The organism is Staphylococcus caeli (genome assembly GCF_900097965.1).
Taxonomy (GTDB): domain Bacteria; phylum Bacillota; class Bacilli; order Staphylococcales; family Staphylococcaceae; genus Staphylococcus; species Staphylococcus caeli.
On record NZ_FMPG01000020.1, the window covers coordinates 12,869 to 27,437 of the forward strand.

The following is a 14,569-nucleotide window of genomic DNA, read 5'->3' on the forward strand; positions in this document are numbered from 1 at the left end:
CTTTATTTAGAAGAAAAGACCAATCAAATGGCTTCGTTTGATTGGTCTTTTATGGCAAATATTTAATTTTTCTCACGTAATAAATCGCGAATTTCAGTTAACAATACTGTATTTTCTTCGATTTCTTCTTCTTCTTCTTCTTTTTTCATTAAAGTATTTGCAATTTTTACAAAGATAAATAATGCAAATGCAATGATGATAAAGTCTATGATTGATTGAACAAACATACCATATTTGATGCCCATAAATGACCAGCTTTTAGCAAAATCAACTGTTCCGAATATTAAACCAATTAATGGCATAATAATGTAAGAAACTAAAGCTGTAACAATTTTATTAAATGCTGCACCCATAACTACAGCTACTGCTAAATCTAAGACGTTGCCTTTAAGTGCAAACTCTTTAAATTCCTTAAACATATAATTAACTCCTCTTAATTTGAATTTAAAGATTAGTATACATTAAATTCAAATTTAAGAAAATAGTTTTTTAAACGAAATTTGAAATTAACTCATTGTTTTGTTATCGTAATACGTGGCTATTACATAAAATAGAGATATTTAGAAAAACTAAATTTTCTATTTTGGAGTTCGAAAATTTAATATGATAAGAAAGGGAGTAATTAATTATGAATTCTTCTAGTAACCAACTTAATGGTAAGAAGATATCTCCAGTTTTTATCTATAGTGCAATATTAGTAGCGATAGTAGTTGTTATTGGTGCAGTTATGCCAACCCAATTTGATACAGTTACTAATAATATAAAACTATGGATAACGGATAAACTTGGATGGTATTACTTAATTCTTACAACATTTATTGTCTTCTTCTGTATTTTCCTAATCTTCAGTCCGATTGGTAAATTGAAATTAGGAAAACCGAATGACAAACCAGAATTTAACACTATTTCTTGGTTTGCAATGTTATTCAGTGCTGGTATGGGGATTGGATTAGTATTCTATGGTGCAGCAGAACCAATGGCACATTTTGCGTCACCACCTAATGCAGATCCAAAAACTACAGCCGCATACACAGAAGCATTACGTTCAACATTTTTCCATTGGGGATTCCATGCTTGGGCAATTTATGGTGTAGTAGCATTAGCACTTGCATATGCCCAATTTAGAAAAGGCGAACCAGGTTTGATTTCAAGAACATTACGTCCTATCTTAGGAAATAAAGTTGAAGGCCCAATTGGGACAATTATTGATGTACTAGCTGTATTCGCTACAGTAGTAGGTGTTGCCGTATCACTTGGTATGGGAGCATTACAAATCAATGGTGGGCTACATTACTTATTCGGTATACCAAATAATGTTTGGGTTCAAGCGATTATCATAGTTATAGTAACTGTTCTATTTATTATGAGTGCTTGGTCAGGCTTAAGTAAAGGTATCCAATACTTAAGTAACTTAAACATCAGTTTAGGTGCAGTATTGATGATTGCAGTATTAATCATTGGACCAACTGTTTTAATATTAAATATGATGACAAGTTCAACAGGTAGCTTGTTAAATTCATTCTTATTAAATACTTTTGACACTGCAGCACAAAATCCTCAAAAACGTGAATGGATGTCTAGTTGGACACTTTACTATTGGGGTTGGTGGTTAAGTTGGAGCCCATTCGTAGGTATCTTCATTGCACGTGTTTCTAAAGGACGTTCAATTCGTGAATTTATCGGAGGCGTACTTTTAGTACCAGTTATTATTAGTTTTATCTGGTTTAGTGTGTTTGGTGTGTTAGGCATTGAAACAGGTAAAAAACATCCAGAGCTATTCAAAATGACTGCTGAGACACAACTATTCGGTGTATTTAATCATCTGCCATTAGGCATGATATTATCAATTATCGCATTAGTATTGATTGCATCATTCTTTATTACATCAGCTGACTCAGCGACGTTTGTATTAGGTATGCAAACAACGAATGGATCACTAGAACCATCAAATGTTATTAAAGTAACATGGGGTGTGTCACAATCATTAATCGCATTCGTATTATTATTTGCTGGTGGTGGCGATGGTGCAAAAGCACTTAATGCAATTCAGAGTGCTGCTATCATAAGTGCCTTGCCATTCTCCTTTGTAGTAATAATGATGATGATTTCGTTCTATAAAGATGCGAACCAAGAACGTAAATTCTTAGGTTTAACATTGACACCTAATAAACATAGATTACAAGATTATGTTCAACATCAACAAGAAGATTATGAAGAAGATATTATTGAAAAGCGTACGCCATTAAGAGACGCTGAAAAATCTGAAAAATAATCTATATGCTTTAATAAAGGCTAAGGTCCATTTGTGGTCCTTAGCTTTTTTTACGAAATTTAAAATGCAACGATATAATAATCAGTTGTAAAGATAAAAAGAATGATAATGATTCTCAATTGATAATAATAACTTATTACACAGTTATCTAGTGATAAGCATTACTTATACATACTGATTGAAAATTCAAAACTAAATAACGGAGGTTTCTAACGCTATCTAGTTGTTTTAAAGCACATATAATTATACAATTTGATTAACGGCATATATAACAAAAATTTCAAGGGGGATTTATATGGCTTCTAATATTAAGCAACAAGCGAAAAAGTCGTTTGATTTAAACGGGAAATCATACACTTACTATGATTTAAATACTTTAGAAGAACAAGGTTTAACTAAGGTATCGCAATTGCCATATTCAATTAGAGTACTACTAGAATCAGTGTTAAGACAAGAAGATGGTTTTGTAATTACTGACGAACATATCAAAGCGTTATCAGAATTCACAAAAGGTTCAGAAGGTGAAGTACCTTTCAAACCTTCACGTGTTATTTTACAAGACTTTACAGGTGTACCTGCAGTCGTGGATTTAGCTTCATTACGTAAAGCGATGAACGATGTCGGTGGAGATTTAAATAAAATCAATCCAGAAGTACCTGTAGACTTAGTTATTGACCACTCAGTTCAAGTAGATAGTTATGCAAATCCAGATGCATTAGAACGTAATATGAAATTAGAATTTGAAAGAAACTATGAACGTTATCAATTTTTAAATTGGGCAACAAAAGCATTTAATAACTACAGTGCTGTACCACCAGCAACTGGTATCGTTCACCAAGTAAACTTAGAATATTTAGCGAATGTAGTACATGCGCGTGAAGTTGATGGTGAAACAGTTACATTCCCAGATACGTTAGTAGGAACAGACTCTCATACAACAATGATTAATGGTCTTGGTGTATTAGGTTGGGGCGTAGGCGGTATTGAAGCCGAAGCAGGTATGTTAGGTCAACCTTCATATTTCCCAATTCCAGAAGTAATCGGTGTTAGATTATCTAATGCTTTACCACAAGGTGCTACTGCTACTGACTTAGCATTACGCGTTACTCAGGAATTACGTAAAAAAGGCGTTGTAGGTAAATTTGTTGAATTCTTCGGTCCTGGTGTACAACATTTACCATTAGCGGACCGTGCGACAATTGCTAACATGGCTCCTGAATATGGTGCAACATGTGGTTTCTTCCCAGTTGATGAAGAAGCATTAAAATATTTACGCTTAACTGGTCGTTCAGAAGAACAAATTGAACTTGTTAAAACATATTTAGAAGAAAATAGTATGTTCTTTACAGTAGATAAAGATGAGCCAGACTACACTGATGTAGTTGAGTTAGATTTATCTACAGTTGAAGCTTCATTATCAGGTCCAAAACGTCCTCAAGATTTAATTTTCTTAAGTGATATGAAGAAAGAATTTGAAAAATCAGTAACTGCACCAGCAGGTAACCAAGGTCATGGATTCGATGAAAGTGAATTTGATAAGACTGCAACAATCGAATTTAAAGATGGCACTTCTACTACTATGAAGACTGGTGACTTAGCAATTGCAGCAATAACGTCATGTACGAATACATCTAACCCATATGTAATGTTAGGTGCTGGACTTGTTGCCAAAAAAGCAGTTGAAAAAGGGCTTGAAGTACCAGAATATGTTAAGACTTCATTAGCGCCAGGTTCTAAAGTTGTAACAGGCTATCTAAGAGATTCAGGATTAGATAAATATCTTGATGATTTAGGCTTTAACCTTGTTGGTTATGGTTGTACAACATGTATTGGTAATTCTGGTCCATTATTAGAAGAAATCGAAAAAGCGATTGCTGAAGAAGATTTACTAGTTACGTCTGTATTATCAGGTAACCGTAACTTTGAAGGTCGTATTCATCCATTAGTTAAAGCAAACTATTTAGCATCACCACAATTAGTTGTTGCTTATGCGTTAGCTGGTACGGTTGATATTGACTTGCAAAATGAACCACTTGGTAAAGGTAAAGATGGCGAAGATGTATATCTAAAAGATATTTGGCCATCAATCAAAGAAGTTTCAGATACAGTAGATACAGTTGTAACACCAGCTTTATTCAAAGAAGAGTATGAAACTGTATATAACAACAATGAAATGTGGAATGAAATTGATGTTACGGATCAACCTTTATACGACTTTGATCCAGAATCAACATATATTCAAAATCCATCATTCTTCCAAGGTTTATCAAAAGAACCTGGAACAATTAATGCTTTAAATAACTTACGTGTAATGGGTAAATTTGGTGACTCTGTTACGACTGACCATATTTCTCCAGCAGGTGCAATCGGTAAAGATACACCAGCAGGTAGATATTTAATCGAACATGGCGTGCCAATTCGTCAATTTAACTCATATGGTTCTCGTCGTGGTAACCATGAAGTTATGGTACGTGGTACATTTGCCAATATTCGTATTAAAAACCAACTAGCGCCAGGTACAGAAGGTGGTTATACTACTTACTGGCCAACAGGCGAACAAATGTCTATATTTGACGCAGCTATGAAATACAAAGAAGACGGTACTGGATTAGTAGTCTTAGCAGGCAATGATTATGGTATGGGATCTTCACGTGACTGGGCAGCTAAAGGTACAAACCTACTAGGTGTTAAAACAGTTATTGCTCAAAGTTATGAACGTATTCACCGCTCAAACTTAGTAATGATGGGTGTATTACCATTACAATTCCAAGAAGGTGAATCAGCTGATAGTTTAGGTATCGATGGTACTGAAGTTATCTCTGTTGACATTGATGAAAATGTTAAGCCACATGACTTAGTTAAAGTACAAGCTAAGAAAGAAAATGGCGAAGTCATTGAATTTGAAGCGATAGCTCGTTTCGATTCAAATGTTGAAATGGATTACTATCGTCATGGTGGTATCTTACAACTTGTATTAAGAAATAAACTTGCAGGTCAAAATTAATAAATAATTAATTTGCAGAGGTTGAGGCGATATCGTCTCAACCTCTTATTTGTATTTTAGTGAATATAAATAGATTTTTGAAATAGGTGTTTTCATCTCGGGAATTACTTTCTTTTTAGGACAGGCTTATCAAATTTTTCTATTCAAAGTAATGACGTTATCTGTATCAGAACTTGATTTATGTTAATATTTAAATAGTAAAATTGTATGAGATGAAAGATTGAAAAGAGGGCAATAAGATGATTTATAGTTTAACAACAATTGAGGCACGTTATTCAGAAACGGATCAGATGGGTGTTATTTATCATGGTAATTATCCTACATGGTTTGAAGTAGCAAGAACAGACTACATATCAAAGTTAGGATTTAGTTACAAAGATATGGAAGATTCAGGTATTATCTCACCAGTGGTTGACTTAGATATTAAATATATTAAATCAATTTTTTATCCTGAAAAAGTAACTATCAAAACGTGGGTAGATAAATATTCTAGATTGCGTTCGATTTATAAATATGAGATTTATAATGAATCAGGTGAACTTGCAACAACGGGTTCTACTACATTGACATGTATCAAAAAAGAAGACTTCAAGCCTATTCGGTTAGATAAGTATTTTCCAGAATGGCATAAAGTATATGCAGAAGTTGATAAGCGTAATAAGGCGAAGGAAAATTTTGAAGTAACAGAAGGTCTACCGTTTATGTAATATATTATATAAATTAAAAACAGCGTCACGCAAAAGTCATTGCGTGACGCTGTTTTTAAAAATATTTCAAGTCGATTTACTGTCTTGAGTTGCCAATAAATACTCAAATTAATGGCGAATTTACTTGAATAAATCATATTAAAAATGATTATTTTGCAGTATATGAAATTTCATCAATGCCATCATTCACATCAATAAATAAGTCACTATCCTCAAAATACCATAAATCTTTTTCTGCAATTACTACATCTAAACCATCGAAATGATTTTCGTAACCAATTTCTATATCCGCTTTCTTGTCAACGCTGAAAGCTGGACTAAAGCCTTGTTTTAGCTGGAATTCCCCACCATAACGAACAAAAAATTGTAAGACTTTGTCGTCTTCAGGTAACTCAAGCTCTTTTTTGAACCAAGACACAGCCTTATCTGAAAGTTCTATTTTCACGATAAAAATCTCCTTTCGATTCACAAGTAAAATACTTGTCGGGTTGGTTACTAATATAAATTAGTGTTTATATATATTACACACTTACAGTAATATTAAAGATAGTATAACATATTTTTGTAATAAATTATTTTATTGTTTTCTACAAAACTGTGAATAAGTCTATCATAGGTGAACCCCAATGATTTTAAGTATTAAAATATAATGACATATAAATGATAAACTATTTTATATAAAAGCATGCAAAAAGCTGGAGTTTTTAGACTCCAGCTCAACTTTAAAATTTATAAGTATTTAATTTTATTCTAGTGATCTTTGTAATAGCTACATCCATTTTATTTTAGGTTCTTCACCCTTGAATATTCTTACAATATTAGTTCGATGTCTAATTATAAGCAGTACACCTACACCAATACTCACAATAAACAAGATATAATCCCGAATTAATAATGCGCCGATGACACAACAAATCGAAGCAATGATGCTTGAAAGCGATACATACTTTGTTAAATATAATATTCCAAAGAAAATTGCTGCTAATATTAATAATAAGACTGGATTAACGCCAAGTATGACACCCGCACTTGTTGCAACGGCTTTACCACCTTTAAATCCGAGATAAACAGGGTACACGTGTCCAAGAATAGCAAAAGCACCAACAATGAGGCCATTTGTGAAAAATGTACTTATTGGACCTTCTGCATGTACTGGTAACCAAAGTGGGAAGAATACGACAATAAAACCTTTGAAAATATCTAGGAAAGTTACTATGAAACCAGCAGGCTTTCCTAATACTCTAAAGCTATTTGTTGCCCCCGTATTGCCGCTACCGAATTGGCGAATATCTTTTTTGAAAAATAATTTACCTATTACATAGCCACTTGGAAAAGCACCGATAAGGTAACTTAGTATTAACATGATTACTATCATCATATATAATCCACATCCTTTAATGACATTAAAATTATTCTACCATATAAGACCATGAAAAGACGAATAGAAATTTGAAAGAGATTATGATTTATTAGTTGAAAATGGATTTGATACTTGCAATTTGTCGTGAAATATATAAGAATAACTAATGTATAGTTTTAAAAACGAACGTACGTTTGTAGGAGGGCGAAACGATTGGCAATGAATAAGAAAAAAAATTATTCGGATGATTCCATCCAGGTACTTGAGGGATTAGAGGCCGTTAGAAAAAGACCTGGGATGTATATTGGTTCTACCGATAAACGTGGATTACATCATCTAGTATATGAAATTGTCGATAATTCCGTCGATGAAGTATTAAATGGTTTTGGCAATGAAATATCAGTAACTATTAATAAAGATGAAAGTATTACGATAGAGGATAATGGACGTGGGATGCCTACTGGTATTCATACATCAGGGAAACCTACTGTACAAGTCATTTTCACAGTACTTCATGCAGGTGGTAAATTTGGACAAGGCGGCTATAAAACATCGGGTGGATTACACGGTGTTGGTGCGTCTGTAGTAAATGCACTAAGTGAATGGGTAGACGTTGAAATACATAGAGACGGTAATATTTATACACAAAGTTTTGCTGATGGTGGTAAACCAACAACTGGTTTAGAAAAACATGGTAAAACTAAAAAAACAGGTACAAAAGTAACATTTAAACCAGATTCTGAAATATTTACTGCTTCTACTTCATTTAACTATGACGTTCTAAGTGAGCGTTTACAAGAATCAGCATTTTTATTGAAACGTCTTAGAATCACATTGAAAGATATGAGAGCTGGAAAAGAACGTGAAGATGTATTCCATTATGAAGATGGGATTAAAGAGTTCGTAGCTTATGTAAACGAAGGCAAAGAAGTATTGCATGATGTAGCAGACTTCATTGGAGAAGCAAATAATATTGAAGTAGAAGTTGCGTTCCAATATAACGATCAGTATTCGGAAGGCATATTGAGCTTTGTTAATAATGTGCGTACTAAAGATGGTGGTACACACGAAGTTGGCTTTAAGACTGCAATGACAAGAGTGTTCAACGATTATGCCCGTCGTATCAATGAATTAAAAGAAAAAGATAAGAATTTAGATGGAAATGATATAAGAGAAGGACTTACTGCTATCATTTCGATTCGTATTCCAGAAGAATTATTACAATTTGAAGGACAAACAAAATCTAAATTAGGAACACCTGAAGCTAGAAGTGCTGTCGATGCTGTTGTGGCAGATAAATTACCTTACTACCTAGAAGAAAAAGGACAATTATCAAAATCCCTTGTTAAAAAGGCGTTAAAAGCACAACAAGCACGTGAAGCAGCACGTAAAGCACGTGAAGATGCTCGTTCAGGTAAAAAAAATAAGCGTAAGGATACGTTGCTTTCAGGAAAATTAACACCCGCACAAAGTAAAAATACTGAGAAAAAAGAACTATACCTAGTTGAGGGTGATTCTGCGGGTGGTTCAGCAAAATTAGGAAGAGATCGTAAATATCAAGCGATTTTACCGCTTAGAGGTAAAGTAATAAATACTGAAAAAGCACGCTTAGACGATATTTTCAAAAACGAAGAAATTAATACGATTATCCATACCATAGGTGCAGGTGTGGGTAATGAATTTAAAATTGAAGATAGTAATTATAATAGAATTATTATTATGACAGATGCCGACACAGATGGTGCCCATATCCAAGTATTGTTATTAACATTCTTTTTCAAATATATGAAACCGCTTGTTGAAGCTGGAAGAGTGTTTATTGCTTTACCACCACTTTATAAATTAGAAAAAGGTAAGGGCGCTTCTAGAAAAATAGAATATGCATGGACTGACGAAGAACTTGAAAAACTTCAAAAGAAATTAGGCAAAGGTTTTTCATTGCAACGCTATAAAGGTTTAGGTGAAATGAACGCAGATCAACTTTGGGAAACTACTATGAATCCTGAAACAAGAACCTTAATTAGAGTCCAAGTAGAAGACGAATTGCGCTCGTCTAAGCGTGTAACGACGTTGATGGGTGACAAGGTTGCTCCAAGACGTGAATGGATTGAAAAGCATGTTGAATTTGGATTACAAGAAGAACAAAGCATTTTAGATAACAATGAAATTCAAATTTTGGAACAGGAACATCCGAATGAGGAGGAAGTAAATTGAGTGAAATAATTCAAGATTTATCGCTAGAAGATGTTATTGGCGATCGTTTTGGTAGATATAGTAAATACATCATTCAAGAGCGTGCATTGCCAGACGTTCGTGATGGGCTCAAACCTGTTCAAAGACGTATTTTATATGCAATGTATTCAAGCGGAAATACATATGATAAAAATTTCCGTAAAAGTGCAAAAACAGTCGGTGATGTTATAGGTCAGTATCATCCTCATGGTGATTCGTCTGTATATGACGCTATGGTTCGACTAAGTCAAGACTGGAAATTGCGTCATGTACTTATAGAAATGCAAGGGAATAACGGTAGTATTGATAATGACCCAGCAGCTGCAATGCGTTATACAGAGGCGAAGCTAAGCCGTATTTCAGAGGAATTGCTACGTGACATTAATAAAGAAACTGTACCGTTTATGCCTAACTATGATGATACGACAATGGAACCAATGGTATTGCCGGCTAGGTTGCCGAATCTATTAATTAATGGTAGTACAGGTATTTCAGCTGGTTATGCTACGGATATTCCACCGCATAACCTTGGTGAAGTCATACAAGCGACATTGAAATATATTGATAATCCTGATATCACTGTCAGTCAATTAATGAAATATATTAAAGGTCCAGACTTTCCAACTGGTGGTATTATTCAAGGTGTTGATGGCATCAAAAAGGCTTATGAAAGCGGTAAAGGTAAAATTATCGTCCGTTCAAAAGTTGAAGTTGAAGAGTTGCGTAATGGTAGAAAACAATTAATAGTGACTGAAGTTCCTTATGAAGTCAATAAGAGTGCACTTGTTAAAAAAATGGATGAATTACGTGCTGATAAAAAAGTTGAAGGTATTGTTGAAGTTAGAGATGAAACAGACCGAACTGGATTACGTATTGCAATCGAATTGAAAAAAGATGTAAATAGTGAAGCTGTATTAAATTTCCTATATAAAAATACTGATTTACAAGTTGCTTATAACTTTAATATGGTCGCAATTAGTGATGGACGTCCAGTTTTAATGGGATTACGTCAATTTATTGATAGTTATTTAAATCATCAAATTGATGTAGTGACGAAACGTACGCGCTATGAGTTAGAGCATGCAGAAAGTAGAATGCACATTGTTGAAGGTCTCATGAAGGCTTTATCTATTTTAGATGAAGTTATTAAATTAATCAGAGCTTCTAAAAATAAAAAAGACGCAAAAGATAATTTGGTTGTTGAATTTGATTTTACAGAAGCACAGGCTGAAGCGATTGTAACTTTACAGCTATATCGTTTAACAAATACAGATATTGTGCAATTACAACAAGAACATGATGAATTAAAAGCACTCATTGAAAGTTTAAGAAATATTTTAGATAATCATGATGCCCTTCTTAATGTTATCAAAGAAGAATTGTCGGATATTCGCAATCGATTTAAACAAGGGCGTTTGTCAGCAATTGAAGCTGAAATAACTGAAATTAAAATTGATAAAGAAGTAATGATTCCTAGTGAAACTGTTATCATGAGTATTACTAAACATGGTTATATCAAACGTACCTCTGTACGTAGTTTTAATGCGAGTGGTGTTGAAGAAATTGGTGTTAAAGATGGCGACGCTATGATGAAATATCAAGAAGTCAACACATTAGATACAGCATTAGTATTCACTAACAAAGGACGCTATCTATTTATACCAGTACACAAATTAGCTGAGATTAAGTGGAAAGATTTAGGGCAACATGTATCACAAATTGTACCACTAGATGAAGGTGAGTTTGTTGTAGATGCGTATTGCGAAAGTGATTTCAAACCAGAGGCATTTTATGTGTTAGCTACACGAAATGGTATGATTAAACGCAGTAATGTGTCTATGTTTAAAACGTCTCGTTATAATAAACCACTTGTAGCAATGAAAGTGAAAAATGAGGATGAAATTATAGATGTTATGCGTATTGATTCGTCAGAATTGATTACAGTCCTTACGAATAAAGGTATGTCTTTAACGTATAATAGTGATGAATTGTCAGATACAGGTTTAAGAGCAGCAGGCGTGAAATCAATTAACTTAAAAGATGGTGACTATGTTGTTTTAACTCAAGTAGTTAACGAGAATCTTTCAATCCTAATGGCAACACAACGTGGCGCGTTAAAACGTATTGCCTTTAAAGTATTGCAGACGGCGAAGCGTGCACAACGAGGTATTACGTTATTGAAAGAACTTAAAAAGACACCGCATCGTATTGTAGCAGCTGAAGTCGTACAACCAAATCAATTAAGTTATACGATTTATTCAGAAAAGCAACAAGAATCTGGTGCAGTTAAAGATATTCATTTATCTGAACAATACACGAATGGTAGTTTTATTGTGGACACAAATGATTTTGGAGAAGTAATAGATTTAGAAGTTTACTAAAGTTATATTTAAAAATTAATAGTAAATACAACTATATAGTGATAAAATACCAATTAGGTGCAATAAATAGTTAAAAAGAGAGATTTATAGCAGTTAAAGAAGCGATGTGCTAAGCCTTAGCCTGGCACACACTTTTTCTTATTTTACTGGCTATAAGTCTCTTACTCTAATTTGAGATTGAAAATTACATAGATGAGAGGGATTAAATTGAAAGATTTTGATAGTTTAATTCCAGATTGGTTCAAAGCATTTGTTCAAGTCGGGAATGATTTAATCTGGTCGCAATACTTGATTGGACTTTTAATTACAGCTGGTATATTCTTTACAATCGGCTCTAAATTTGTTCAATTAAGATGGATACCAGAAATGTTTCGTGCAATTGGTGAGAAGCCAGAAACATTAGATAGTGGTAAAAAAGGAATCTCACCATTCCAAGCATTCGCTATTAGCGCAGGTTCAAGAGTTGGAACGGGTAATATTGCTGGTGTTGCTACAGCAATTGTACTTGGTGGCCCAGGTGCCGTGTTCTGGATGTGGTTGATTGCTTTTATTGGTGCAGCCAGTGCATTTATTGAGGCAACGCTTGCACAGGTATATAAAGTACCTGATGAAGAAGGTGGATTCCGTGGTGGACCAGCTTATTATATTACAAAAGGTTTAAATCAAAAATGGTTAGGTGTTGTATTTGCCATTTTGATTACAGTTACATTTGCTTTTGTATTTAATACTGTGCAATCTAACACGATTGCCGAATCATTAAAAACTCAATATAATGTTAGCCCAATTATTACAGGTATTATATTAGCAGTTTTAACAGCCATTATTATATTTGGTGGTGTGCGTAGCATTGCAAAACTATCATCGATTATAGTTCCAGTTATGGCACTTATTTACATTGGTTTAGTGGTTGTAATTTTGATTATGAATTATGATCAAATTATCCCAATGATTACAACAATCATTAAGAGTGCATTTGGATTTGAGCAAGCAGCCGGCGGGGCTGTTGGTGCAGCTATACTTCAAGGTGTGAAACGTGGTCTATTCTCCAATGAAGCTGGTATGGGGTCTGCGCCGAATGCTGCTGCTACAGCGGCTGCGCCACACCCAGTGAAACAGGGGCTCATTCAGTCACTTGGTGTATTCTTTGATACGATGTTAGTGTGTACTGCGACTGCAATTATGATTTTACTTTATTCAGGATTAGAATTTGGTGAAAATGCAGCACAAGGGGTTGCAGTAACACAATCAGCATTAAATGAACATTTAGGTAGTGCGGGTGGTATTTTCTTAACAATTGCTATTACACTATTCGCATTCTCTTCTGTAGTGGGTAATTACTACTACGGACAATCCAATATTGAATTTTTATCTAAAAATAAATCAATTTTATTTGTATTTAGATGTTTAGTTGTTGTGCTTGTATTTGTAGGTGCAGTAATTAAAACTGAAACAGTTTGGAGTACTGCAGATGTATTTATGGGTCTAATGGCAATTGTCAACTTAGTTGCAATTATTGGATTATCGAATATTGCTTTTGCAGTTATGAATGATTATCAGCGTCAACGCAAAGCAGGTAAAAAACCTGTGTTCAGACCAGAAGAGTTGGAAATCAATTTATTTGGTATTGAAAGTTGGGGCATGAAAAAATAAGTCGTGATACATTAGTTATTTATCACTTATGATAAAAATTGTAAGCGTCTTTCGAAGCGAGCACAAAAATGTGTTCATTTGAAAGGCGCTTTATTTATTAATAAAAAAATACATTAAGAAATTAAAAATTATATATCACATAGGATTATTTCTTTCAATTTATAATCATTCGCTATATAATATCTATTGACAGAAAAAGAAGGATGATTGATGTGAATGCATACCTAATAACTAAGGTGTTAAATAATAATGTTATTATTTGTACTAAGGCACAACAGGAATTTGTACTAATTGCGAAAGGCATTGGATTTAATAAAAAAAGCGGAATGATACTCGAGGATAATCAAGCCATTGAAAAAGTATACATCTTGGATCAAAAATCACAACAAGATCACTATAAAACGTTAATGGAGTTGGCCGACGATACATTAATTCAGGCCGTAATTGATGCAGTTAATATTATTACAAATGCTGTGATGAAAGTAGATAATCAAAAGTTGGTTATTTCTTTAACTGACCATATTATTTTTGCATATAAGCGCTTAAAACAAAATCAATTGATTAATAATCCGTTTGTTGAGGAAACAAAACAACTATATAGTGAAGCTTATGAAATAGCTGAAGAGGTAATAGAACGTTTAAATCACGTACTTGATGTAAATTTTCCGGAAGATGAAATTGGTTTTATAGCATTACATATAGCATCTAATACTGAATCTTTATCAATGCGTGAAATGGATTTAATTAATAGATTAATCAATAAAAGTATATTTATCTTAGAACATGATTTGAAACATGAAATAGATAAGACATCGATTCAATACCAACGATTTATCAGACACATACAATTTTTAAGGCTCTTTGTCAATAACGGTTGGTCTATAAAAAATGAATATATTTGATGCATCAAGCAACTTTTGAATGTTGCTTGATGTGTTTTTTATGTTCAGAGACAAATAATCT

Annotated in this window: 9 protein-coding genes and 1 pseudogene; 7 read left to right on the plus strand and 3 right to left on the minus strand. The window is 33.6% G+C overall.

Annotated elements, in window-relative coordinates; genetic code table 11:
- Nucleotides 1–62 precede the first annotated feature (62 nt).
- Nucleotides 63–419: a large conductance mechanosensitive channel protein MscL gene (mscL, locus tag BJS11_RS12520; protein ID WP_069996495.1), complete on the minus strand. Its 357-nt coding sequence runs from the start codon at nucleotides 417–419 to the stop codon at nucleotides 63–65.
- A gap of 209 nt (nucleotides 420–628) precedes the next feature.
- Here mscL and BJS11_RS12525 point away from each other — a divergent pair, with 209 nt between their 5' ends.
- The 3 genes from BJS11_RS12525 (at nucleotide 629) to menI (ending at nucleotide 5,983) form a co-directional block, all read left to right on the plus strand.
- A complete protein-coding gene (locus tag BJS11_RS12525) occupies nucleotides 629–2,272 on the plus strand; it encodes a glycine betaine uptake BCCT transporter (RefSeq protein WP_069996496.1) in 1,644 nt (547 codons plus the stop codon).
- Between the two features lie 295 nt (nucleotides 2,273–2,567).
- Entirely contained in the window at nucleotides 2,568–5,276 is a 2,709-nt protein-coding gene (gene acnA / locus BJS11_RS12530; RefSeq protein WP_069996497.1) for an aconitate hydratase AcnA, read from the plus strand.
- A 239-nt stretch (nucleotides 5,277–5,515) separates the two neighbouring features.
- Nucleotides 5,516–5,983: a 1,4-dihydroxy-2-naphthoyl-CoA hydrolase MenI gene (gene menI, locus BJS11_RS12535; RefSeq protein ID WP_069996498.1), complete on the plus strand. Its 468-nt coding sequence runs from the start codon at nucleotides 5,516–5,518 to the stop codon at nucleotides 5,981–5,983.
- A gap of 148 nt (nucleotides 5,984–6,131) precedes the next feature.
- Here menI and BJS11_RS12540 read toward each other — a convergent pair whose 3' ends face one another.
- Both BJS11_RS12540 and plsY read right to left on the minus strand, forming a co-directional pair.
- A complete protein-coding gene (locus BJS11_RS12540; protein ID WP_069996499.1) occupies nucleotides 6,132–6,428 on the minus strand; it encodes a HesB/YadR/YfhF family protein in 297 nt (98 codons plus the stop codon).
- Nucleotides 6,429–6,752: 324 nt separating this feature from the next.
- Nucleotides 6,753–7,361 carry a glycerol-3-phosphate 1-O-acyltransferase PlsY gene (gene plsY, locus BJS11_RS12545; protein ID WP_069996500.1) on the minus strand — a complete coding sequence of 203 codons (609 nt, stop codon included), beginning with the start codon at nucleotides 7,359–7,361 and terminating at the stop codon, nucleotides 6,753–6,755.
- A 201-nt stretch (nucleotides 7,362–7,562) separates the two neighbouring features.
- Here plsY and parE point away from each other — a divergent pair, with 201 nt between their 5' ends.
- The 4 genes and pseudogenes from parE to BJS11_RS12565 form a co-directional block, all read left to right on the plus strand.
- Nucleotides 7,563–9,557 (plus strand): DNA topoisomerase IV subunit B, encoded by a 1,995-nt coding sequence (parE, locus tag BJS11_RS12550; protein WP_142351603.1) that lies wholly within the window; start codon nucleotides 7,563–7,565, stop codon nucleotides 9,555–9,557.
- Complete coding sequence (gene parC / locus BJS11_RS12555; RefSeq protein ID WP_069996502.1) at nucleotides 9,554–11,956, plus strand: DNA topoisomerase IV subunit A; 2,403 nt, start codon at nucleotides 9,554–9,556, stop codon at nucleotides 11,954–11,956. Before parE ends, parC begins: the two co-directional genes overlap by 4 nt.
- A gap of 207 nt (nucleotides 11,957–12,163) precedes the next feature.
- Nucleotides 12,164–13,606 (plus strand): glutamine transporter AlsT, encoded by a 1,443-nt coding sequence (alsT, locus tag BJS11_RS12560; RefSeq protein WP_069996503.1) that lies wholly within the window; start codon nucleotides 12,164–12,166, stop codon nucleotides 13,604–13,606.
- A 212-nt stretch (nucleotides 13,607–13,818) separates the two neighbouring features.
- A pseudogene (locus tag BJS11_RS12565) lies at nucleotides 13,819–14,505 on the plus strand (PRD domain-containing protein); the annotation flags it as partial.
- Nucleotides 14,506–14,569 lie beyond the last annotated feature (64 nt).

Coding starts and splice junctions, on each gene's coding strand:
- plsY (WP_069996500.1), bottom strand. CDS start 7,361: ATGATGATAGTAATCATGTTAATACTAAGTTACCTTATCGGTGCTTTT.
- acnA (WP_069996497.1), top strand. CDS start 2,568: ATGGCTTCTAATATTAAGCAACAAGCGAAAAAGTCGTTTGATTTAAAC.
- BJS11_RS12525 (WP_069996496.1), top strand. CDS start 629: ATGAATTCTTCTAGTAACCAACTTAATGGTAAGAAGATATCTCCAGTT.
- parE (WP_142351603.1), top strand. CDS start 7,563: ATGAATAAGAAAAAAAATTATTCGGATGATTCCATCCAGGTACTTGAG.
- mscL (WP_069996495.1), bottom strand. CDS start 419: ATGTTTAAGGAATTTAAAGAGTTTGCACTTAAAGGCAACGTCTTAGAT.
- menI (WP_069996498.1), top strand. CDS start 5,516: ATGATTTATAGTTTAACAACAATTGAGGCACGTTATTCAGAAACGGAT.